Below are 24,332 nucleotides of genomic sequence, written 5' to 3'. Positions count from 1 at the left end.
ACACTGCTTACATTGATACTTTTGTTTAGCCTGCTTATTCATACCAAATTTGTATAGTTTATCAGAATTACAGCGTGGGCATTTTATATTAGTTTTGCTCATTGTTCTTCTCTCCTTTTCGAAGGGGGTATTATTTAGTATCGCAAACCTATTGTATTTCCTTGGGCTGAGAAGAGCAATGTTCATATAACTTAACAGATCGATATCTTAAACTTGGAGGTAAATATGGAAATAGAAATTAAACTAAAAAATTCTAAAACACCTTTAATATATAAAGGTGATAGAATTGATATATTAGATTTTGAAATGAATGGAGTAAAATATAAACAAATAAGATGTTTTAAAAAAGGTTTTTCTAAATCTGAATTAGTATTAAATGAATTAATATTAAATATAAAAGAAATTAGAAAATAAATACAAAAAAACACCCAAAAATTAATTTCGCTAAATATCAATTTATAAAATTTCGTATTAAAACGAAAAGAAATTATAACAAAATTTAATATTTTATCGAGCTTGGGGGTAATATTTTGAGAGGTCGCACTAAAACATTTAAGTATAAAAATTATCAATACTCAGATGAAGTAAAAAAACTACTTGCAATTTCTCTTTCTGATTATGATAAAAGAAATATAAATGAAATTAGAAATAATTTAAAACTTTCTAATATGAAACGTGGCTATGAGTATATTATTGAAGATTTATATATATTAGTTATTAAACATAATTTTACATCATCTCAATTAGCAAAAATATATTCTCTTAATGTACGTTCTATTCAAATTTGGCTTAAAGAACTAGGATTAAATAGAACTTTAAAAGATGCTAAAAAAGCATCACTTGAAAGTAATATTTTTAGTGATTCTGATTTAATTCATAATGATCAGATTACCCAAATAACTAAATTTAAAAATAAATCTGCTAAGAATACTTCTGATTTGCCACAGTTAGTATTAGATTTTTTAAATTATCTTGAAACTATTAAAGGTAAATCAAAAAATACTATAAATGGGTATAAAATAGATTTGCAGTTATTTTTTAGATTTATGAAGGTTTATAAAGATAATAAAATAGATGATTCACTAGAATTTGAAGAAATTTCTATAAGCGATATTGATGAGAACTTTATTAATACTATAAAATTAACGGATATTTATGCATTTTTATCTTTTGTTGAAAAAGAAAGACAAAATAGTACATACGCTAGAGCTAGAAAAGTTGCAACATTAAAATCTTTTTATAGATTTTTATTTGGAAAAGCTAAAGTGATTAAAGAAAACCCAACAGTAGAACTAGAATCACCGAAAATAAATAAACGTCATCCAGTATATCTTACTTTAGAACAAAGTTTACATCTACTCTCCTCTTTAGATAAAGGTAATATAAACTATTACAGAGATTATTGTATATTAACACTATTTTTAAATTGTGGATTGAGATTATCTGAGTTATGTTCAATAGAAATTAATAAGATAAAAAATGATACATTAACTATTGTGGGAAAAGGTAATAAAGAACGTACTATTTATTTAAATGATGCATGTATAAAATCCATTAATGATTATTTAAGCAAAAGAGATAATTCAAAAATATCTGAAGAAAATAAGAAATACTTATTTCTATCTATTCGTAATAAACCTATTAATAAAAGAACTGTTGAATTATTAGTAAAAAAGCATATAACTAATGCAGAAATATTGGATAATACTTATACACCTCATAAGCTACGACATACAGCAGCTACTCTAATGTATAAACATGGAAATGTTGATATACGTAGTCTACAAAATATATTAGGTCATGAAAATATATCTACAACTCAAATATATACGCATATAGATGATGATAAACTTAGAGATGCTGTACGTTCAAATCCTTTATCTAAGTTATAGCATAAAAAATTAGCTATCTATTTAAAATAGGTAGCTAATTTTTTATTAAATGTATTATTATTTTCTTTTAAACTTTAGAACTCCTGGATATACTTCCTCGGTTACATCATCTAAAGATAAATCATCATCAAGACCAATTTCATCAAGGTATGTAATATTATCAAAAGCATCAACATATTCTTCATCATCTAAATAGTTTAAAGTATCCTGTACCTCAATTGTCTCTTCTTCTTTTAGAGCTTCTAAAGCTAGCTTTAATTCTTCTTCTAAATATTTATTTTCTTCTACATCTTTTGCTATATCTTCTATATTTATTGCTCTTATATCAATACCATCGATTTCTAAACATTTACCACAATTATCACAAATTTTATTTTCAAAAATATCACATAAATCGTCGTTAGTATATTTCATAAAATCACCTTCCATTTCTGTTAACTTATTTATTTTATCAGAAAGATATAATAAATTCAAATTTTATTATATTACAAGAACATAAGTTTGATATTATTATTATGTTATGTTATAATATCTATAAATAAGTGAGGTGTTATAATGATCGAAAATAGCAACAAACAAATGGAAATATATGAATTTCTTAAAAACTTTACAGAATTAAAAGGATATCCACCATCTGTACGTGAAATATGCGAGGCAGTTAATTTAAAATCTACTTCATCTGTTCATGGGCATTTAAAAAAATTAGAAACTAAAGGCCTAATAAAACGTGATCCAACTAAGCCTAGAGCATTAGAAATTATGGAAAACTCTTTAAATAAAATTGAAATGGTTAATATTCCAATAATAGGGAAAGTTACAGCAGGTATTCCTATATTGGCTAATGAAAATGTTGAAGGTGTTTTCCCTGTTCCTCTAAGTTATATTAAACATGATAAAGAACTTTTTATACTTAACGTTTCAGGGGATAGTATGATAAATGCTGGTATACATCATGGAGATTTAGCTATAATTGAAAGAAATCCTACAGCTTGTAACGGTGATATAGTAGTTGCTTTGATTGAAAACGAAGCTACTATTAAGACATTTTATAAAGAGGATGATTATATAAGATTACAACCTGAAAATGATACTATGGATCCTATAATTGTTAAAGATTGCAGTATTCTTGGTAAATTAGTAGGATTATTTAGAGCATATTAAATATAAATGAGTCATACATTTTAGTATGGCTCATTTATATTTAGTATTTAGTATTTAGGAAAGGTGAAAAAAATGACATTAGAAAAGGGGATATTTCTTAGAGCAAAGGATGAATATGATTGTGAATTTATATTATCACCAATATCCAATTTTAATCGGACTACTTATTTAAACTTAAGGTTACTTATTAGAACTATTTTATCACTTCCACTTGCCTTTTATTTAGGTTATTCACTATATTACACTTGTAATTCAATTGTAGATATAAAATCATTTATATTAAGTTTTATAATTACTTATATCCTATCATTTTACTTAATTCAAATTCCACATGAATTAATACATTATATAATTTATTCTAACTTTTTATCAGATCAAAAGGCTAAAATTAAACTATTTAATCGAAAAAGATTGATTACTTCTACTTATAATGGAGAAATAAACTATACAAGGAGTCTTCTTAGTTTAATTGCTCCTGTATTAATAATATCTTCTATACTAAGTGTAATACTTATTTTAAAAGGATTTAACATCGTTATTTATGGTGTTATGTGGGCTAATTTAATTATATCTGCTGAAGATATCTTAAACATATTTATTTATATTAGCTCTAATGATGTAAGTAAAGGTATCTATGAGTTACCAAATGACTATAATTATTTAATTAACGAAATGCAAAAACAGGATGAGTAATTCATCCTGTTTAAGTTTTAATATTTTAAAGTATATTACTTAATGCAAATAACACACCAATTTTAGCATGATCAAATGTTAATCCACCTTGAAGATAAGCAATATATGGTTCTCTTATTGGAGCATCAGCAGATAATTCAATAGATGAACCTTGTATAAATGCTCCTGCTGCCATTATAACTTGATCGCTATATCCAGGCATATCCCATGGTTCACACTCTACAAAAGAATCTATTGGAGATGCTTTTTGAATTCCCTTACAGAACTTTATTAGCTTATCTTTATCGTTAAATTTAATAGCTTGAATAATATCACTTCTCTTTTCATTATATTTCGGTAATACTTCAAAGCCTGCTAATTCCATAATTCTAGCACAGAAAACAGCACCTTTAACTGCCTCCATAGCTATATGTGGGGCTAAAAATAAACCTTGATAGAACTGTCTCATAACTCCAAATGTAGATCCGCACTCTCCTCCTATTCCAGGAGTTGTTAATCTGTAGCTTGCCTGAAGTACATACTCTTCTTTCCCTGCTATATATCCTCCAGTAGGAGCTATTCCTCCCCCTATATTTTTTATTAATGATCCAGCAATTAAATCTGCACCAACATCAGTAGGTTCTATAGTATCTATAAATTCTCCATAGCAGTTATCAACAAATACTATTACATCATTTCTAATTGATTTAACCTTTGATATTATATCCCCTAATTCTGATACTAAGAATGAATTTCTCCAACCATATCCAGTACTTCTTTGTATATGTACTAATCTTATGCTTTTATCTTCTTTTAAAAGAGTAATTATCTTATCTTCATCAAATTTACCATCTATTAAGTCTACTTGTTTATAATTTACGCCATACTCTTTTAATGAACCTATATTTTTCTCTTCACCAATTCCTATTATATTATGTAATGTATCATAAGGTTTACCGCTTATACAAACCATTGTATCATTAGGTCTTAAATTACCTATTATGGCACAGGCTATTGCATGAGTACCATTAACGAAATGAGGTCTTACTAAAGCACTCTCTGTATTAAATACCTTAGCATATACTTTATCTAATGAATCTCTTCCAATATCCCCGTATCCATATCCAGAAGAGTTTGTAAAGTGTGATTCACTTATTCTTTCCTCCTGAAGAGCATTTAAAACTTTTAATTGATTAAACTCTCTAATTTCATCATATATTTTAAACTCTTCTTCAACATCTTTTAAAGCCTTATTATATAAAGTAAATGTTTCATCATTTATTTTATATTGCTTTTTTAAAAATTCTTCTGTTAAATTTAACATAGCTTTACTCCTTTATAGTTAACATATAATTACTAAAGTTATTATATATAATTTTTTTAGAAATAGAAAGTATTTTATAAATAATTAAGATGAAGGATAAACCTTCATCTTAATTATTATCAATATTATTAAATAAAATTGGAGTTGCAGGAGTAATAGTTGTTACAGCATGTTTATAAACTAACATTTGTTTACCATCTGAATCTAAAATCACTGTGAAATTATCAAATCCTTTTACATAACCTTTAATTAAAAATCCATTTGTTAAATATATAGAAACTGGAATTCTATTCTTTCTGGCATTATTTAAAAATATGTCTTGTAAGTTATTTGTTTGTTTATTCAAAAAAACATCTCCTTTAATAATACTAATTATTTTTAAGGTCTTTAACTATTAAGTTAATTATATCATCTTCAGAATATATATCTTTATCGATAAACTTTACTCTTGGATCTTTCTTAAACCATGTTAATTGTCTTTTAGCATAATTTCTAGATCCTTGTTTAATCATGTCTATAGCCTCTTCTAAGCTTATTTTTTTATCAAGGTAATAAAATACTTCTTTATAGCCTATACCTTGCATAGACTGCATAGAAGTGTTATATCCTAACTCTTTAAGGTTTATACACTCTTGAAGTAATCCATCATCCATCATCTTATCTACTCTTAGATTAATTCGATTATAAAGTTTATCTCTATTCATAGTAAGAACATAGTAATATATATCATACTTTGATTTATAAAATGTATCTAAATCATTAAATGAACTAAATGGCTTCCCAGAAATTTTATATACCTCTAATGCCCTTATAACCCTTTTTAAATTATTTGCATGAATTTTTTCATAACTTATAGGATCAATTTCTTTTAAAAGATTATGAACATATTCATTTCCTTTTTCTTTAGCCAGATCTTCTAAGTATTTTCTATATTCAATATCACTTTCAGCTTCAGTAAAATTCATATTACATGTCAAAGAATTTATGTAAAGACCAGTTCCTCCAACAATTATTGGAAGTTTATTTCTTCTTATTACATCATTAATTTCCTTTTCAGCCATGTTTTTATAATCTACTACAGTAAAGCTTTTATCAGGCATTACAACATCAATCATATGATGTTTAACGCCGTTCATTTCTTCATTTGTTACTTTTGCAGAACCTATATCCATATGTTTATATATTTGCATAGAATCTGCTGATATAACTTCTCCATCTAATAACTTAGCTAACTTAATAGATAATTCAGTTTTACCGACACCAGTAGGCCCTGCGATTATAAGTAATTTTTGTTTCATCTACTTTATTCCTCTTCTATATTATTCTTCTAAACTTCTTATTTAATTCATATTCAGTAAATTTTATTATAATAGGTCTTCCATGAGGACAGTGAAATGGATCATTTATATATCTTAAATCTTCAATTAATTTATCCATTTCCTCATGGTTCAAATAATCATTAGCTTTAACAGCCGATCTACATGCCATAGATGCTATCTTATTTAACTTAACTTCAGATGTTTTTCCAGATCCTAATGCTTTTAGATTATCTAATATCTCCATAAAAAGCTTTTTAGCATCCAACTTACCTAGAAAATAAGGTACTTCTTTTATTGATATAGTTTCACCACCAAAATGATCTATAACGAATCCAGCTTCACTAAAAACTTTATTATTTTCTTCAAAATAAGCATAATCTTCTAAGGATAAATCTAAAATTATAGGAACTAATAACTGTTGAACTATAATAGTACCTTCTTCAATATCCTTAAAATATTTTTCAAATAGAATTTTTTCATGAGCAGCGTGTTGATCCACTATATATAAATCTGTTCCATACTCTGCTAATATATACATTTTACTAAATTGTCCTATAACTCTTAGTTTTGGAAATTTAGCTTCTTTAGTATTTACATCATCTTTTATATTATAAGATTGGCAAATATTATCTTCATTTACAGTAACAACTTCAGTACTATTCTTATCATTATTTATTTCATATGAATCCTCTTCATTTGATTTGTTAAAATTGTTTATATTTATACTCTTTAATTTATTGTATAACTTCTCTTCTCTTTCTATATCTGAAATATCTACTGAGTTATACATATGTTTTATATCAATTTCTTTTTTTACTTCATCTTTAGTTATTTCTGGTTCTATTTTTTTTGTAGGATATTCGTCTTCAGATGAAATATTAAACTCTATTCTTTCTACATTTTCTTCTACAACAAATTTATTATTTTCATTTTTAACTGAATTGAATTTATTTAATGCATCTTCCCTTAGTACTGAATGTATTGTATCAAAAATAACTTTAAATACAGCTCTTTCATCATTAAATTTGATCTCTGCTTTGGTTGGATGAATATTAACATCTACTAGTTCAGGAGGTAGATCAATAAATATAACTACAAACGGAAACTTATTTATTACTGAGAAAGATTTAAATGCATTTTCCACCGCTGCAATAATTGTTTTATTTTTTATATATCTATTATTAACAAATATACTTTGATGATTTCTGCTACCTTTTGCAATTTCTTCTTTTCCTATATAACCATGTACTGAAATATCTCCCCTAGAGCCTTCAAAATACAATATATTGTCATATACATTTTTTCCATATATAGTTCTTATTACATCTTTTAAATTACCTGTACCGTAAGTATTAATTACTTTCTTATCATTATTAAATAACTTTATAGATATCTCTGGATTAGAAAGTGCTATTCTTGTTACTATATCATTTATTAAGCTACTCTCCCGTGAAATAGATTTTAAGAACTTTTTTCTTGCAGGAACATTAAAAAATAAGTCTTTTACTTCCATTATTGTACCATTATTCATTCCTACTTCTTGTAAAGATACCTTTTTCCCAGCTTCTAATATAATTTCACTACCATTATCAGCATCGTTTGTTTTGCTTTTTAAAGATATCTTAGAAATTGATGCTATTGAAGCTAATGCTTCACCTCTAAACCCTAAAGTGCTTATATTGTAGATATCTTCTACCTTAGAGATTTTAGAAGTAGCATGAGGTAAAAAAGCTATTTCAATATCATCTCTATTTATTCCAGATCCATCATCTATTATTTTAATTAATGATAATCCGCCTTCATTTATTTCTATAGTGATATTTTTAGAATTCGCATCTATTGAGTTTTCAACTAACTCTTTTACTACTGATGATGGCCTCTCAACAACTTCACCAGCAGCAATTTTATTAGCAGTATGTTGGTCTAATATATTTATTCTTTTCATATACTCTCACCTTACATTATTTTTTTAGCATCCTGAACAATTTTAAATAGAGTATTCATTGCATCAAGTGGAGTCATTACCATAACATCTAAATCCTTTATGCTATTTAATAAAGCTTCTTTTTCCAACATCGTGAAATCTATTTGAACATTTTCTATTTTATTTTTTTCTTCTTCTATTTTATATTCTTCTAAATTTTTAGAGTTTTCTTTTATAGTACTATCGTCTACTACAGAGTCTAGGGCAACTTCAGCATTTTTAGAAGAGGTATTGTTAATTTCAAATTTTTCTTTACCTTCTAAAGTATTTAAAATATCTTTTGCTCTATTAATTACCTCTTCAGGTAATCCAGCTATTTTTGCAACCTCTATACCATAAGACTGATCTGCTCCACCTTCAACAATTTTCCTTAAAAATATAACTTCATCATTAATTTCTTTAACTGCAACAGAATAATTTCTTACACCAGGTATTTCCCCTTCTAAATTTGTTAATTCATGATAGTGAGTAGCAAATAAAGTGTTACATTTTAATTTAACTTGATTTGATATATATTCTATTACAGACCAAGCTATACTTAGTCCATCATATGTAGAAGTTCCTCTTCCTACTTCATCAAGAAGAACAAGGCTATTATTTGTAGCATTCTTTAATATATTGGAAACTTCCCACATTTCAACCATAAATGTAGATTTACCTCCAGCTAAATCGTCTGAAGCACCTATTCTTGTAAAGATCTTATCGCACACTGATATATTAGCACTTGAAGCAGGCACAAAAGATCCAATCTGAGCCATTAAAGTTATTAATGCTACCTGTCTCATATATGTAGATTTACCGGCCATATTTGGACCAGTTATAAGCAATAACATATTGTCTTTCTTATTAAGCAAAGTATCATTAGAAACAAATTCACCTTTACCAATTACCTTCTCTACTACAGGATGTCTACCATCTTTAATATCGATAATACCATTTTCATTTATATTTGGCCTAACATAATTATTTTCATAAGCTACTAAGGCTAAAGTTGAAATAACATCAAGTGATCCTATTATTTTTGCTGTATCTTTTAATCTTTGAATTTCTTTTTCAACTCTGTCTCTTATATTTACAAATAACTCATATTCAAGGGCTATTAATTTATCTTCTGCACCTAATATTTTTTCTTCCATAACTTTTAACTCTTCTGTTATGTATCTTTCAGCGTTAGAAAGAGTTTGCTTTCTTATATATCTACCTTCTGGGATAGATGCATAATTTGCCTTTGATATTTCTATATAATATCCAAAAACTTTATTATATCCTACTTTTAATGATTTAATTCCTGTATGTTCTCTTTCTGATTGCTCTAAAGATGCTATCCATTGCTTACCATTTAACTTAATATCTCTTAATTCATCAACTTCTACTGAATATCCACTTTTAATTATATTTCCTTCTTTTAATCCAATAGAAGGATCTTCTAACAATGATTCAGCAAGTAACTCTCTTATATCATCTAAAGTATCTAAGTTATCATTCCATTTTACTAATAAGTCTGATTTGCAACTATTAAGCTTTTCTTTGATTCCTGGTAATTTATCTAAAGATCTTTTTAGAGAAACTAAATCTTTTGCATTTACATTTTTATTAGAAATTTTACCTGTTATTCTTTCTATATCATATATTTCTTTTAGACTATCTCTTAATTCTTCATTAAAGAACATATTATTATATAATTCTTCTACAGCAGCACTTCTATTTTCAATCTGAGATTTATTTATTAAAGGCTGTTCTATAAAGCTTCTTAATGTTCTTCCACCCATTGAAGTAGAAGTTTTATCTAATACCCAGATAAGACTTCCTTTTTTAGATTTTTCTTTAAGACTTTCTGTTAATTCTAAATTACGTCTAGAATTACTATCAATAGTCATAAAGTCAATTATATTATACTGTTCTAGTATATCTATATTAGATAAGCTTATCTTTTGAGTATCAAATATATATTTAAGTAATACAGATACTGCTATTTTACTGTTAATATTAATTGAGTCTACATCTATATTTATAAATTGTTTCTTTAATTCTTCATCGGTACAATAAAATTTAGAGTAATCTTTTTTAGTTATTAACACTGGTAAAGTCTCATGAATTCTAATTATAATATTTTCATTTAAAGTGTTATCTACAATTATTTCTTTAGGTGAGAATCTAGAAATTTCTCCTAATAGATTATCTATTGTATCTGAAAAATACGTTGTTTTGAATTCACCTGTAGAAATATCTGATATTGCTATTCCATACAAACCATTACTTTCATATATAGACATCATATAAAGATTTTTATAATCATTATCACCATTTCCATCTATAAAAGTCCCAGGGGTAACTACCTTAACTACATCTCTTTTAACAATACCTTTTGCTACTGATGGATCTTCTACCTGTTCACATATAGCTACTTTATATCCTTTCGATACTAATCTTGATATATATGCGGCTGATGCATGAAATGGAATTCCACACATAGGTGCTCTCTCTTCTAACCCACAGTCTCTTCCTGTAAGTACTAGTTCGAGTTCTCTTGATGCTGTTTTAGCATCTTCAAAAAACATTTCATAGAAGTCTCCTAATCTAAAAAATAATATACAATCAGTATATCTCTCTTTAACTTCCATATATTGTCTCATCATAGGAGTTAACGCCATTTTCTTATCCTCCGTTATTTTAAATTTTATAGTAATATATTATCATATTTTTATTGCTAGAGTATATAACATAATAAAAAAGGACAGTCTATTGAGCTGCCCTCTTTTAATAGTTTATTTCATTTTACCTAGTAATGAGAATGGTTGGGCTCTAGTAATTTCAACATTAACTAAATCACCTATCTTTACATTTTCTCCTTCAAAGTTAACTAATCTACCATTTCTTGTTCTACCTGAGAACTTTGTTTCATCGTTTTTGCTCATACCTTCAACTAAAACTTCAACAACTTGATTTTCAAATTCTTTGTTTAGCTTTATAACATTATCATTTACAGCTTTAACTAATCTATCAAATCTATGATGTTTATCTGCATCATCTACTTGATTTAACATCATATCAGCTGGAGTATTATTTCTTCTTGAATAAATAAATGTAAATGCTGCAGAATATCCAACCTCTTTAACTAATTCTAATGTTTCAAGGAAATCTTCTTCTGTTTCACCTGGGAAACCAACAATTATATCAGTAGTTAAAGATACACCTGGTATTTCTTTCTTTATCTTATTTACTAGTTCCATATAATACTCTCTAGTATAGTGACGATTCATCTTCTTTAAAATATTATTTGAACCACTTTGTACTGGTAAATGTATTTGCTCACATAATTTATCACATTCCTTAATAGCTAAAATAACATCATCAGTTAAATCTTTTGGATGTGATGTCATAAATCTAACTCTTTCTAGTCCTTCAACTTCGTTTATCATTCTTAGAAGTTTAGCAAAGTTAATATCCTCATCTAAGCCTTTACCATATGAGTTAACATTTTGACCTAAAAGTGTTATTTCTTTATATCCAGCTTTAACTAATTCTTTTACTTCATTTAGTATATCTTCAGACTTTCTTGATCTCTCTCTTCCTCTAACATAAGGAACAATGCAATAAGTACAGAAGTTATTACATCCATACATTATAGTTACAAAAGCTTTTACATCACTTTTTCTATCTATAGGTAGTCCTTCAACTATTTCTTCTTCCTTATTAAATATCTCTTTTATTTGCACGCCTTCAGTTTTAACTCTATTTAAGTATTCTGGGAATTTATAAGCATTATGAGTTCCAAAAACAATATTTACATAAGGGAATGTGCTAAGTATTTTATCTGCCATACCCTCTTGTTGCATCATACAACCACATATTCCTATAATTAAATCTGGATTTTTTTTCTTTAAAGCCTTAAGTTGTCCAAGGTTACCAAATACTTTATTTTCAGCATTTTCTCTAACACAACAAGTATTAAATAAAATTATTCCAGCTTCTTCTTTATTTTCTGTTCTTGAATACCCAATATTTTTTAACATTCCTGAAAGCTTTTCTGAATCTTCTTCATTCATTTGACAGCCCCAAGTTTCTATATAATATTTCAAATTCGTCTCTTGCATCTTTAAATCTCCTTTGTACAAATTTTTTAACCTTTGTATATTATAATAAATTTTTTATTCATTTTAAATAGAATATTATAATTTATTATAAGTAAATTATAGTATTCTATTATCTTTCCCATCTTGCTATATCATATCTATTATTAAACCCAATCCATTTATATAGAGAAATTGCATTAACATTATCTTTATCAACGCCTAAAGCAAGTTCTGATATATTCTTTTCTCTAGCCTTACTAATTAGGTTATCTAAAAGTAATTTACCTAGTCCCTTCCCCCTAAAAATATCGACTACCCCGAAATTAACAACAGTATACATTTTTCTAATATAGATTATTTGACCATACGCAACTACAACATTATTTATTTTCATAAAAATTGCTAAATCTTCAATGTAATAATCTTGCTTAAAATCATTTTCAATATCTTCTACTTCAATAGGTACACGATCAATATTTTTAAAAACATTATTTTGTATTTCACATCTTAATAAAGCATCGTTTTTTATATCTACTTTTTGAAATGAAATGAGAATATCATCATATTTTTCATTGCTATAAATATTAAGTAAATTTAATAATTTCATATCGTACTTTAAAGTAGATTTCAAATTCGTTATTTCATTTGTTTTATTATATTCATTTAATTTTAAATTCATAATAATAGATGGTCTTGCTTTCCTAAAACCTAAATTACTTAACAATTTGTTGCTATTTCTATTTTCAATAGATTCATAAACCAAATATTTCTCGTTAAATCTTTTTAAAATATCATTAGTAATAATATCAATATAGTTGTCTTCTACATACAAAGAAAAAACCTTAATTTGTGAATCAATAGGTATTTCATACCATATATATCCTATAAATTCTCCATTATACATAAAAAGCTTAACAAATTTCTTTAAAAATATCTTTGGAATAAAGGATTGATTATAATAATACTCAAAAAAGTCTTTATCATAGGTCTCTCTTTGAAAATTTTCTTCGTATAGTTTCTTAAATTCATCTAAATTACTAGACGATAATCTAACCAACGAAACCATATAAAACCTCATAAAATAAATTATTATATAATTTTAATATATATTAGAAGAGATTACATCTATACGATGTAATCTCCTTAGTAACTTTAACCTACGTTTTATTAATTATTCTGTATCTCTTATGCTAAGTGCTATTTTTTTAGCATCTTTATTAACTTCTAAGATTATACATTTAACATCTTGACCTACAGTTAATACTTCAGAAGGATGATTAATGTGGTTATGGCTTATTTTAGATATATGCACTAACCCATCTAATCCAGGTTCTAATTCTACAAATGCCCCAAAATCATTTATTCTTACAACTTTACCAAGAACTGCTGATCCAACAGGATATTTTTCTTCCACATTTGTCCATGGTTCTGGTGTTAATTCCTTAATGCTAAGTGATAATTTTTTATTTTCTTTATCTAAACCAATGATTTTAGCATTAACTACTTGACCTATTTTTAAAACTTCATCACAAGATCTTACTAATTTCCATGAAATTTGAGAAATATGAATTAATCCATCAACTCCATCAACTTCAGCAAAAGCTCCAAAGTTTGTAAATCTTTTAATTTCAGCAGATACTACATCACCTAAATTAAATTTCTCCCAAGCTTTTGATTCTTTTTCTTCTATTTGTTCTTCTAGAATTACTCTTCTAGATGCAACAATTTTAGAAGGATTTTTTCTAGAGAAATCAATTAATCTAACTTCCATTTCAGTGTTTACAAATTCACTTGTATCTTTTATAAATCTTACATCAATATGAGAAGCAGGAATAAATATTCTTACTCCGTTAAAGTTTGCAACTAACCCTTTTTCTCTTGCCTCTTTTATAAGTACTTTAAATGTTTCTTTTCTATCAAATAATCCTTCTAATAATTCTAAAGTTTCTTCTTTTTTATACTCTAATCTAGATAAAACAACGTAATTATCTTCATTTCTTAACTTAATTACTTTAGCTTTTATGCTATCGCCTTGTTTTAAATTTCTTAAAGTTTCTTCTAAATCTTCAGCATACGTTAATTCATTAAACGGGATTACTCCATCTGTCTTATACCCTACTAAAGAAACAAATACTTCTGAAGAACCTATCTTAAGGATTTCCCCCTGTACTTCATCTCCTATTCTAAATCTTAAATCCATTTGATCCATCAATTGTAATTGATCTTCCATCTATATATCCCCTTCCATTAATTCAACTACTTCATTTATAATCCAATCTGGAGTTGAAGCTCCAGCTGTAATACCAATTTTATTTATTGTACTATCATTAATTATCTCTGTTGATAATTCAGATGAATTTTCTATATGAATCGCACGTTTGCAATTCATCTTTGCAATTTGATATAATTTTGTTGTATTTGAACTATTCTTTCCTCCTACAACAATCATTAAATCTACTGTTTTTGATAATTCAAAAACACCCTTTTGTCTTATTTCAGTTGCTGCACAGATTGTATTAAATGCTAAAAGTTCCTTAGTTCTAACAGATAAATTTCTTATTGTGTTTACCCAATTTTCTTCTTTTTCAGTAGTTTGAGATACTACACATATCTTATTAGGTATTCTCTCTGGAAGCTCTCCATCTTTAGTTATTATGGCCTTATTATCACACCATCCATTTATACCTATTACTTCTGGATGATCTTTATCTCCTAAAATAACTATTTGATAACCCTCTTTAGAATATTTATTGACTTTCTTTTGGATATTAGTTACAAACGGACAAGTTGCATCTATTGTTATTATTCCTTTAGATTCTAATAAGTCCATTACAGCCTTTGAAACACCATGAGATCGTATTATAACCGCATCTCCTTTTGATAATTCATCTATATTATCTATAGAAATTGAAAAAACATCATTATTTTCTAGATATTTTACAACATCATTATTATGAATTAGTGGTCCCAATGTATAAATTTTTTTACCGTAGTCTTTCTGAATTTTTACTGTCTGATCTACCGCTCTTTGAACCCCAAAACAAAAACCTGCACTCTCAGCTAAAATTACTTTTCTTTTCATGCTGTTTATCTCCTGTTGTTAAATTTTACTACCCAACAATATTATTGTAATTTATTTTTTATATAATTACAAATAAATTCTGTAACTTCTTCTATAGATAAATTAGAACTATCTATTTCAATTGCATCATCTGCCATTCTTAATGGATCTACTTCTCTATTACTATCTATAAAATCTCTTTTTATAATATCGCTTAATAAAGTATCGTAATTTACTTCAATTCCTCTACTAACTAATTCATTAAATCTTCTTTTTGCTCTCTCTTCTGCAGTTGCAGTTAAGAAGAACTTAAATGGTGCATTTTTTAATACTACTGTACCAATATCTCTACCATCCATTAAAACATTATATTTTTCAGACATATTCCTTTGTAAATTTACAAGCTTTTGTCTTACTTCAGGAATTGAAGCGTAATTTGATACTATTGAGCTAATTTCTGGCATTGTAATTTTTTCTTGAACATTTTTTCCGTTTAATATCAAATCATCATTTTCAAAATGCATTTCTAATGTATCTATTAACTCCATTAGCCTTTTTATATCTGATGGCTCTATATTATTTTCCTTTGCCATTAAAGATACAGCTCTATACATTGCACCTGTATTTATATACATTAAATTAAATTCTTTACTTACTAACTTTGCTATAGTACTCTTTCCAGCACCTGCTGGTCCGTCTATCGCTACAGATATTCTCATTTATTTGCCACCTTTCTTGCTGCTAACCATTTATTTATCATTAAGATTATATTATGAATTTGTTAAGTAAACAAGATTTTATATATTTATTCCTGCTATATATCCTGTGGATAAAGCTATTTGAACATTATATCCACCTGTAAATGCATCTACATCAATTACTTCCCCTGCAAATGATAAATTTTCAATTATCTTTGACTTCATTGTAGATGGGTCGATTTCATTTATAGATACTCCACCTGCTGTAACAATAGCTTCTGATAGAGGTCTTAATCCTTTTACAGTAATCTCAAAACTTTTTAATAAATCTACTAATCTTTTTCTCTCTTCCCTAGTTATTTCATTAACTTTTTTGTTCGGATCTATATTTGATAATTCAATTATTATTGGTATTATCTTTTGTGGTAATAAATCATTTAATGAGTTTTTAAAATCATTATTTATATACTTTTTAAAATCTCTTTGTATTCTTTTGTCTAACTCTTGATGATCTAAAGCTGGTTTAAAATCTATTAATATCTTAAAACTTTCATTTTCTTTTATATATCTTGAACCACTTAATGTTAAAGGTCCTGAAATACCGTAATATGTAAATTTAACTTCACCTTGCTCTTTATACACTACCTTATTATTAGATTTTATAACCAATCCTATATTTCTTAAAGATAATCCTGCTAATTCTTTTATAAATTCTTCTTTAATTTCTATAGGAACTAAAGAAGGTTTTAATTTTACTATTGTATGCCCTATATTTTCAAGTAGTTTAAAACACTCACCAGTTGATCCTGTCAACGGATATGATGCTCCTCCAGTGGCAAATATAAAGTTATCAGCATATATTTTTTTTGAATTATTAATTTCTACAGCAACAATTTTTGATTTATTCATTAAAATATTAGTTACCTTTGAATTTAATTTCACTTTAACGTTAGCTTCTTCAAGCCCATTATTTAATCCTTTAATAATATCAGATGATTTATCAGAGTATGGAAATATTCTTCCTCCTCTTTCTGTTTTTAATTTTATTCCTTGTGACTCAAAAAAATTTATTGTATCCTCATTTGTAAATGTATATAAAGAACTATATAAAAAATATGGATTTCCAGGAATATAATCAAAAAATTCACTTATATCCTTTGCATTTGTTACATTACATCTACCTTTTCCAGTTATGAATAATTTTTTACCTATCCTATCATTTCCTTCTAGTAATGTAACATTATTATTTTTTGCAGCACTAATAGCAGCCATAATTCCTGCTGGTCCACCACCTATAACAACAACATCAGCCATATAAATCCTCCTAAAAACTAATTAATAAAAATTAAAGGAATTAACAAATGCTAATCCCCTTAATTGATTCTATTCTAATATCCTGAATTTCTCCCGTTATAAGAATAAACATTAAAATCATGCCAAATCTTTTCTAGATCATTAAAAATATTAGAAATTGTTTCTTTCTCTCTTAATCCAACAGCAACTATTAAAGCATTAATTACTGATAAAGGAGCAACAAGAGAATCAACAAATGATGCCATATTACTTTGAGCAACTAAAGTATAATCTGCTTTTGCATCTAATGGTGATAAATAACTATCTGTTATAGCTACCACTTTTGCTCCTCTATCTTGTGCTATTCCTAATGCATCTATCGTCTTTGAAGAGTATCTAGGGAATCCTATCCCTATAACTAAATCTCCTTCTCTAATACTTACCATTTGTTCAAATATATCTGAAATTCCATTACCTACAGTTTTTACATTCTGTAAAATTAGATTTAGATAAAATTCTAAAAATTCAGCTAATGCCATAGAACTTCTTAATCCTATAATAAATATTCTTTTGGCTTCGAAAATGCTATTAACAACAGCATCGAAAGTTTCGTAATCAATCTTTTCCATAGTTGCTCTTATATTCTCCATGTCAGATTTTAATACACCTTTCAATGTATATCCATTGCTTATATAATCATTTGACAGCTCTAATCTCTGAACAGTAGTCAATTTCGTTTTTATTAATTCATGAAGGGATTTTTGTAATTTTGGATAACCTGAGAAACCTAATTCTATTGCAAATCTAACAACAGTTGATTCAGAAACTCCTACAGCCTCTCCTAGCTTTGAAGCAGTCATAAAGGCAGCTTTATCGTAGTTCTTTAATATATAATCTGCTATTAGTTTTTGTCCCTTACTAAGTCTTGTAAACTTTGTTTGTATTAATCTCATAAGATCATTTGATTCACAATTATTATTTTTCTCCATAACTACCTCTTCTTATAATATATATAGATAAATAATTTTAGCATTATTTATCTTTTTAATCAATTAATTATTTTTTCTCAATTACAAATAAAACTGGTGATTTATTGCTTCTATTTATAATTTCATGTTTCATAACTGCATATCTATTTTTAGGTAAATTATCTAAATACTCTTTTATATAAATATACTCACTCATACCTTCATCATGGCCTCTATACGATGTAATTAACATCATTCCCTCTGATTCTAGAATATCTAATCCTAATTTTATACTTTCTAAAGATGAGTTATAGCAAGTAGTAATAGATTTATCACCACCTGGTAAAAATCCTAGATTGTATACAATGCAATTAACATTTTCTTTTATATATTCTAAAAATTTATGATGAGAATCATTAATTACTAGAACATTTTGCTTTTCCTTCTGTTTGTAAGTCTCACAAGCAATCTTTTGGATATCAAATGCATATACTAATTTAAAGTTATCAGCTAAAAAGTCTGTGTCAAATCCATTTCCTAATGTACCATCAATTGCTACGCTCTTTTCTTTTACAAAATTTTTTATAATATAATGTGTTAATGAACTAAAATCTGCTGTATAAGTAAACATAATCTATACCCTATAATCCTTTTATATAATTAACTTCTTCTTGAGTTAACAATCTCCAATTTCCTTTTTTTAAGTTACCTAATTTTATATTACCCACAGATACTCTCTTTAATTTTAATACATTATGATTTAAAGAAGAGCACATTCTTCTAATCTGACGATTCTTTCCTTCATGAATAGTTATTTCAACAGTAGATCTTATAATATTTTCACCTGTCTTTTTAATCGTAACTTTTTCTTCATCTATAATTTCTATATTAGCGCTAGATGTAACGTATCCACCTATATCTACACCATTTTTAAATTTCTCTATTTCTTTTTCTGTAAATTTTCCTTCACATACAGCTATATATTTTTTATCAATAGCCACCCTTGGATGTATTATTTTATTGTAAATATCACCATCATTAGTAAGTAGTAAAAGACCTGAACTATCATAATCCAATCTACCAATTGGATAAATTCTTTCATTAACATCTATTAAATCTAAGACAGTTTTTCTTCCTTTTTCATCACTTACTGATGTAATATATCCCTCTGGTTTATTTAACATTATATATATCTTTTCTTCTTCAGGTTTTATAACTTTATTACCGTACTCTACTATATCTGTATCTACATTTACTTTAGTACCTAGCTCAGTTATAACATTACCATTAACCTTAATTTGACCTGATAAAATCAGTTCTTCGCTTTTTCTTCTAGAAGCTACTCCACATCTAGCTATGTACTTTTGTAATCTTTCTTCCATTAAGTTCACTCCATTTTTAAATCTATTACTTTGTAATTATATCTTTATATATTTAGATATACAATAAAATTACGAGCAAAAATATAATAATTATACATTTTTCTTTATTAGTTAGATTTTATTTTAAATATATGCTAAAGTATATATTGTATAAATTATACCAAATCTATTTAAAACTACAATGGGGTGAAACTTATGTATATTGAGAATGTAAAAAAAGCAAGAGAAAATATCAAAGATGTAATCGTTAAGACTCCAATTCTTCATAGTAAAATATTTAGCGATTTATGCAATAATATAGTATATATGAAATGTGAAAATCTACAACTTACAGGTGCTTATAAGTTAAGAGGAGCTCTTAATAAAATAAAAGGGTTAACTGATTATGAAAAATCTCAAGGAGTTGTATGCTCCTCTGCTGGTAATCATGCCCAAGGTGTTGCATATGCTTCAAGTTTAATTGGTGTAGATGCAACTATAGTTATGCCAAAAACTACACCTTATCTTAAAGTACAATCAACAAAAAATTATGGTGGTAACGTTGTGTTAGAAGGTACTTGCTATGATGATGCATATAATGAAGCAAAAAGAATTGAAGCAAAAGAAAATAAGGTGTTCATTCATCCATTTAATGATATTGATATAATATATGGTCAAGGAACAATAGCATTAGAAATATTAGAAGATATTCCTAACATAGATTGTATAATTTGTCCAATTGGAGGCGGTGGTCTTATAAGTGGTATTTCATTAGTCGCAAAGGAAATTAATCCTTCTATTAAGATAATAGGAGTTCAATCAGAAGGTGCTGCTGCTATGGCTAATAGTTTTAAAAATAAAAGGTTAACTCCGCTAACTACTGTTAATACAATTGCTGATGGTATAGCTGTAAAAACTCCAGGAGATAAAACATTTGAAATAATAAAAGACCATGTTGATGAAATTATTACTGTTTCTGATGCCGAAATTGTAGATGCATTTTTATTACTTACTGAAAAACACAAGTTAATCGCTGAAGCTTCAGGAGTAGTATCATTAGCAGCATTAAAGAAATTAAATTTTACTGGTAAAAGAGTTTGTTCAGTTATTAGTGGAGGTAATATAGATATGCTAACTATTTCTACTCTAATAAATAATGGATTGGTTTCAGGTGGAAGGTTATTCTGTTTTTCAACTGAAGTTCCAAATACTCCTGGACAACTTCTAAAACTATCACAATTATTAGTTAAAGAAAATGCAAATATAGTCAGCTTAGATCATGATAAGTTTAAAGCAATAAATAGAATAAATAACGTTCTTGTAGAAATTACTGTTGAAACAAATGGAGATTCACATATTGAAAGAATAGTAAATGCTCTTGAAAACGAAGGTTATTCTATTCGAGTTATGTATTAATATTTAGAGGTTAATGTATTTTTTTACATTAACCTCATTTTTTTATTTTAAGAAAACTAACTAATTTTTGTATATTATTTTATATTTTGTGTTAATAATTATAATATTAATTTTTAGTTGGTGATAAATTTGTTTAAATATATGAAAAAATTTATACTTCCATTATTTTTATTATTAATATTTTTTATTACATTAAGTTATGATTCCATAAGATTTTATTTTAATATAACAAAAGAAATAATCAATTTAAATAGTAACTTAGCTGTAATTGCTAGCAACTTTTATACAGAACCTACATCAGAAGTATCATATAAAGATGTAGTATATAAAAGTAGAGGAAATCTAGATTTAACCTTAGATATTTATAGTCCCAAAAAGACTAATAAAAGCCCATCCCCTGTTATAATATATGTTTTCGGTGATTCCTGGATGTATGGTAATAAAAATCTACCATCTGAATTATCTCCAATAATCGAAATACTAAGAAATGAAGGGTTTACAATAATATCTACTTCTTATGAATTATTAAAAACAGATGCAATTTTTGATAAACAAATATCAGATATTAAGGATACTATAAGATGGATATATAAAAATAAAGATATTTATAACTTTGATACTGATAATATAGGAATAGTATCCCCATCAGCAGGTTCACAACTTTCTATGATTGCCGCTTTTTCTGATAATAATATGTTTATAGATGATTTAAGTTTAGCCTCTTATCCATCTAATATATCTTACGTTGTAGATTTATTTGGCCCTACAGAATTATCAAAAATAAATATTTCTCTAGCTCCAACAGAAGTAGCAGAAAAATTTGACACATATGATATAGAAAATATTTCTGAATTATACAGTCCTATTAATTACGTAAAAGAAGATTTACCTAATACACTTATTATTCATAGTATAGTAGATACCATTGTTCCATATAGTAGTTCTTTAAAACTTTTTAATGAATCTAAAAATAACAATAACAACTTTGAACTTCTATCATTAGAAACTTGTACACACTATTTGGAAAATCTATCTAATAAGGAAGCTATTACATTATATTTTAAAATTCTAAGTTTTATATATAAAAACTCAAAAAATTAGGAGATAAATAAAATCTCCTAATTTTCTTATTATACTATATACTTAAATACTCATACTTATTGGTACTACTAATAGAGTTTTTCCTTCTACTTTAACTCTGGGTTCTGTAGGAATAATTAATCCATTGCTCTTTAGGCTATTATTTAATATACTATGTGAAGCAAGCAATTTTTCGTAAAACTCTGGTTGACCTGTTTTTCTTAACAAATGTATATATTCACCTTCTTCACAAACTCTTATGACCTTTCCTATTATTTTACAAGGACATCCAGCCCTTTCGTAAATATTACCATAATTATTAAATAAATATTGATTATTCATCATTACCACTACATCATTATTATTAGTATTAATAATTACATCTTGAGTATTATTTACATTTAAATAATCTCTAAGAGTTATTAAAGAACTAGATAGAACATTATAATTATATATATTACTAGATGTACTTTTAGCTAAAGAATTTAGAGTATCGCATCCTATACAATTAATTAAATTACAACAAACATCTACATAGGATAATATTGAATCTTCTCCAATAACTCCATTAAGCTGTATATAGTCTCCAACAGATATATCATCACTCATCCATTCATCGGAAACATTTTTTAATATGTTAGAATCATTTAATCCATTTACTAATTGATTATGAAGTTCGAATACAGTATAAATTCTTGTAAGTTCCTCTTCTCTTCTTATAAATCTTCTCCCATCTAATCCTTCAGCTTTTTCTTTAGTATTTGTTAAAGAATCTGCACTATTATAATTTTTACCTTTATATCCATCTCGTTCATCTCTTATACATCTATCCTCTTCAAAATATTGCTCTCTATCTTGAAATCTAATATTTCCTGAAATAGTTCTATCTTCGATCCACCTAGAAGTTCTTTTTTCTATATATCCCTTTATAACTAGGGAGTTTAAATTTTTTGTTAATTCCTCATCAAGATAAATTAATAAATCAGTAAGACCTATCAAGCTTTTCGCCCCTAACATAATCTTTATAGTAGATATCTTATTCCATTACAATAAAAAGTTTCATATTTAAAATTCAATTATAATAGCTCTAAATTATCAGTAGTTAACTTATATGTTACATCTTTTCTCTCAACAATTATGTTAATTTTATCATTTATTTCTTTATCATTGGTTATTTTATGTAATAGTTCCTTTGTAGGATTTATCGCATACGGTGTTCCAACTAACTTAAACATGGTATAATCTCCAGCTGTATCCCCATATGCATAGCTAGCTGATAAATCTATATTATACTTTTCTTTCATTTCCAAGAGAGCCTTTTCCTTACTTTCTGAATCCCACATAGGAATAACATCACCAGTATAGTTATTATTTTTATCACTTATATATATTGTACCTTTAAAATCATCCATATTATATTTTTGTGACATCTCTTTTACTAATTCATATGGGGATCCGGATATTGCAATAACTATGTGTCCTTGTTCTTGATGCCATTTTATTCTTTCTCTTGAAAAAGTATATACTCTATCACCTTTTTGTTCTATAACTTTTTTAGCTACATGCTCTATTTGCTCTTTGCTAATTCCTTTAATCGCTTCTACATAAATATCCACCATCTTTAAAAGATATGTATCATAATCTCCTTGCCTTTTATCCCATAATAAATATGCTGGACGTACTTCTTTATACCACTTCTCCTCGTCTACTAATTCATATTTAATTATTTTCTTAAATACTTCTGTAATTAAACCTTCTCTATAAATTGTTCCATCAATATCAAAAAAAGCTGCAATTTTTTTCATATTATCCTCCTTTGTTTAAGTTACGATCTGTTAAGTTATATGAACATTGCTCTTCTCAGCCCAAGGAAATACAATAGGTTTGCGATACTAAATAATACCCCCTTCAAAAAGGAGAGAAGAACAATGAGCAAAACTAATATAAAATGCCCACGCTGTAATTCTGATAAACTATACAAGTTTGGTATGAATAAGCAGGCTAAACAAAAGTATCAATGTAAGCAGTGT

General features: G+C 26.8%; 23 protein-coding genes and 1 pseudogene. 7 read left to right on the top strand and 17 right to left on the bottom strand.

Annotated features, from left to right (window positions below; all coding sequences use genetic code 11):
- A partial coding sequence (locus H8S10_RS14845) for an IS1 family transposase (protein ID WP_347707662.1) occupies positions 1-102 on the bottom strand: 102 nt, incomplete at its 3' end.
- Positions 103-225: 123 nt separating this feature from the next.
- Here H8S10_RS14845 and H8S10_RS14840 point away from each other — a divergent pair.
- The gene (locus tag H8S10_RS14840) at positions 226-414 is read left to right on the top strand and encodes a hypothetical protein (RefSeq protein ID WP_055263019.1); all 189 of its coding nucleotides are present in this window, start codon (positions 226-228) and stop codon (positions 412-414) included.
- Positions 415-896: 482 nt separating this feature from the next.
- The gene (locus tag H8S10_RS14835) at positions 897-1,892 is read left to right on the top strand and encodes a tyrosine recombinase XerC (RefSeq protein WP_231072344.1); all 996 of its coding nucleotides are present in this window, start codon (positions 897-899) and stop codon (positions 1,890-1,892) included.
- Between the two features lie 57 nt (positions 1,893-1,949).
- Here H8S10_RS14835 and H8S10_RS14830 read toward each other — a convergent pair whose 3' ends face one another.
- Positions 1,950-2,306 carry a hypothetical protein gene (locus tag H8S10_RS14830; RefSeq protein ID WP_186839391.1) on the bottom strand — a complete coding sequence of 119 codons (357 nt, stop codon included), beginning with the start codon at positions 2,304-2,306 and terminating at the stop codon, positions 1,950-1,952.
- Between the two features lie 141 nt (positions 2,307-2,447).
- Here H8S10_RS14830 and lexA point away from each other — a divergent pair, with 141 nt between their 5' ends.
- Both lexA and H8S10_RS14820 read left to right on the top strand, forming a co-directional pair.
- Positions 2,448-3,053, top strand: coding sequence for a transcriptional repressor LexA (gene lexA, locus H8S10_RS14825; RefSeq protein ID WP_186839390.1), 606 nt, complete (start codon positions 2,448-2,450; stop codon positions 3,051-3,053).
- A 72-nt stretch (positions 3,054-3,125) separates the two neighbouring features.
- Entirely contained in the window at positions 3,126-3,746 is a 621-nt protein-coding gene (locus H8S10_RS14820; RefSeq protein ID WP_186839389.1) for a DUF3267 domain-containing protein, read from the top strand.
- A gap of 25 nt (positions 3,747-3,771) precedes the next feature.
- On the opposite strand, the gene H8S10_RS14815 is transcribed toward H8S10_RS14820, so the two are convergent.
- The 13 genes and pseudogenes from H8S10_RS14815 to H8S10_RS14755 form a co-directional block, all read right to left on the bottom strand.
- A complete protein-coding gene (locus tag H8S10_RS14815; protein ID WP_186839388.1) occupies positions 3,772-5,049 on the bottom strand; it encodes a methionine gamma-lyase family protein in 1,278 nt (425 codons plus the stop codon).
- A gap of 109 nt (positions 5,050-5,158) precedes the next feature.
- Positions 5,159-5,395 (bottom strand): RNA chaperone Hfq, encoded by a 237-nt coding sequence (gene hfq, locus H8S10_RS14810; protein WP_055263008.1) that lies wholly within the window; start codon positions 5,393-5,395, stop codon positions 5,159-5,161.
- A gap of 22 nt (positions 5,396-5,417) precedes the next feature.
- Entirely contained in the window at positions 5,418-6,347 is a 930-nt protein-coding gene (gene miaA, locus H8S10_RS14805; protein WP_186839387.1) for a tRNA (adenosine(37)-N6)-dimethylallyltransferase MiaA, read from the bottom strand.
- 16 nt (positions 6,348-6,363) lie between these two features.
- Positions 6,364-8,313 (bottom strand): DNA mismatch repair endonuclease MutL, encoded by a 1,950-nt coding sequence (gene mutL, locus H8S10_RS14800; protein WP_186839386.1) that lies wholly within the window; start codon positions 8,311-8,313, stop codon positions 6,364-6,366.
- Between the two features lie 11 nt (positions 8,314-8,324).
- On the bottom strand, positions 8,325-11,003 hold the full coding sequence (mutS, locus tag H8S10_RS14795) for a DNA mismatch repair protein MutS (protein WP_186839385.1): 2,679 nt from the start codon (positions 11,001-11,003) through the stop codon (positions 8,325-8,327).
- 114 nt (positions 11,004-11,117) lie between these two features.
- Positions 11,118-12,446 carry a tRNA (N6-isopentenyl adenosine(37)-C2)-methylthiotransferase MiaB gene (gene miaB / locus H8S10_RS14790; protein ID WP_055263000.1) on the bottom strand — a complete coding sequence of 443 codons (1,329 nt, stop codon included), beginning with the start codon at positions 12,444-12,446 and terminating at the stop codon, positions 11,118-11,120.
- A gap of 109 nt (positions 12,447-12,555) precedes the next feature.
- Entirely contained in the window at positions 12,556-13,491 is a 936-nt protein-coding gene (locus H8S10_RS14785; protein WP_186839384.1) for a GNAT family N-acetyltransferase, read from the bottom strand.
- A 105-nt stretch (positions 13,492-13,596) separates the two neighbouring features.
- Positions 13,597-15,507 (bottom strand): annotated as a pseudogene (locus H8S10_RS14780) (bifunctional 4-hydroxy-3-methylbut-2-enyl diphosphate reductase/30S ribosomal protein S1).
- A 41-nt stretch (positions 15,508-15,548) separates the two neighbouring features.
- Positions 15,549-16,205: a (d)CMP kinase gene (gene cmk / locus H8S10_RS14775; RefSeq protein ID WP_186839383.1), complete on the bottom strand. Its 657-nt coding sequence runs from the start codon at positions 16,203-16,205 to the stop codon at positions 15,549-15,551.
- Between the two features lie 78 nt (positions 16,206-16,283).
- On the bottom strand, positions 16,284-17,498 hold the full coding sequence (locus tag H8S10_RS14770; RefSeq protein WP_186839382.1) for an NAD(P)/FAD-dependent oxidoreductase: 1,215 nt from the start codon (positions 17,496-17,498) through the stop codon (positions 16,284-16,286).
- Positions 17,499-17,572: 74 nt separating this feature from the next.
- Positions 17,573-18,466 carry a MurR/RpiR family transcriptional regulator gene (locus H8S10_RS14765; protein WP_055262989.1) on the bottom strand — a complete coding sequence of 298 codons (894 nt, stop codon included), beginning with the start codon at positions 18,464-18,466 and terminating at the stop codon, positions 17,573-17,575.
- Between the two features lie 67 nt (positions 18,467-18,533).
- The gene (locus H8S10_RS14760) at positions 18,534-19,076 is read right to left on the bottom strand and encodes a class I SAM-dependent methyltransferase (protein ID WP_055262987.1); all 543 of its coding nucleotides are present in this window, start codon (positions 19,074-19,076) and stop codon (positions 18,534-18,536) included.
- A gap of 10 nt (positions 19,077-19,086) precedes the next feature.
- Positions 19,087-19,827, bottom strand: a complete 741-nt coding sequence (locus H8S10_RS14755) for a pseudouridine synthase (RefSeq protein ID WP_186839381.1) — start codon at positions 19,825-19,827, stop codon at positions 19,087-19,089.
- A gap of 195 nt (positions 19,828-20,022) precedes the next feature.
- Here H8S10_RS14755 and ilvA point away from each other — a divergent pair, with 195 nt between their 5' ends.
- Complete coding sequence (ilvA, locus tag H8S10_RS14750) at positions 20,023-21,222, top strand: threonine ammonia-lyase (protein WP_186839380.1); 1,200 nt, start codon at positions 20,023-20,025, stop codon at positions 21,220-21,222.
- A gap of 129 nt (positions 21,223-21,351) precedes the next feature.
- Positions 21,352-22,323, top strand: a complete 972-nt coding sequence (locus H8S10_RS14745; RefSeq protein WP_186839379.1) for an alpha/beta hydrolase — start codon at positions 21,352-21,354, stop codon at positions 22,321-22,323.
- Positions 22,324-22,365: 42 nt separating this feature from the next.
- On the opposite strand, the gene H8S10_RS14740 is transcribed toward H8S10_RS14745, so the two are convergent.
- The gene (locus H8S10_RS14740) at positions 22,366-23,301 is read right to left on the bottom strand and encodes a hypothetical protein (RefSeq protein WP_055262979.1); all 936 of its coding nucleotides are present in this window, start codon (positions 23,299-23,301) and stop codon (positions 22,366-22,368) included.
- A 77-nt stretch (positions 23,302-23,378) separates the two neighbouring features.
- On the bottom strand, positions 23,379-24,107 hold the full coding sequence (locus tag H8S10_RS14735) for an HAD-IB family hydrolase (protein WP_055262977.1): 729 nt from the start codon (positions 24,105-24,107) through the stop codon (positions 23,379-23,381).
- A 123-nt stretch (positions 24,108-24,230) separates the two neighbouring features.
- On the opposite strand from H8S10_RS14735, the gene H8S10_RS14730 reads away from it, so the two are divergent.
- A partial coding sequence (locus tag H8S10_RS14730) for an IS1 family transposase (RefSeq protein ID WP_347707662.1) occupies positions 24,231-24,332 on the top strand: 102 nt, incomplete at its 3' end.

This window comes from Clostridium sp. NSJ-49, assembly GCF_014287725.1.
Lineage (GTDB): Bacteria > Bacillota > Clostridia > Clostridiales > Clostridiaceae > Clostridium > Clostridium disporicum_B.
Note: the sequence above shows the minus strand (reverse complement) of the source record. Positions and strands in the feature narration are given on the sequence as shown.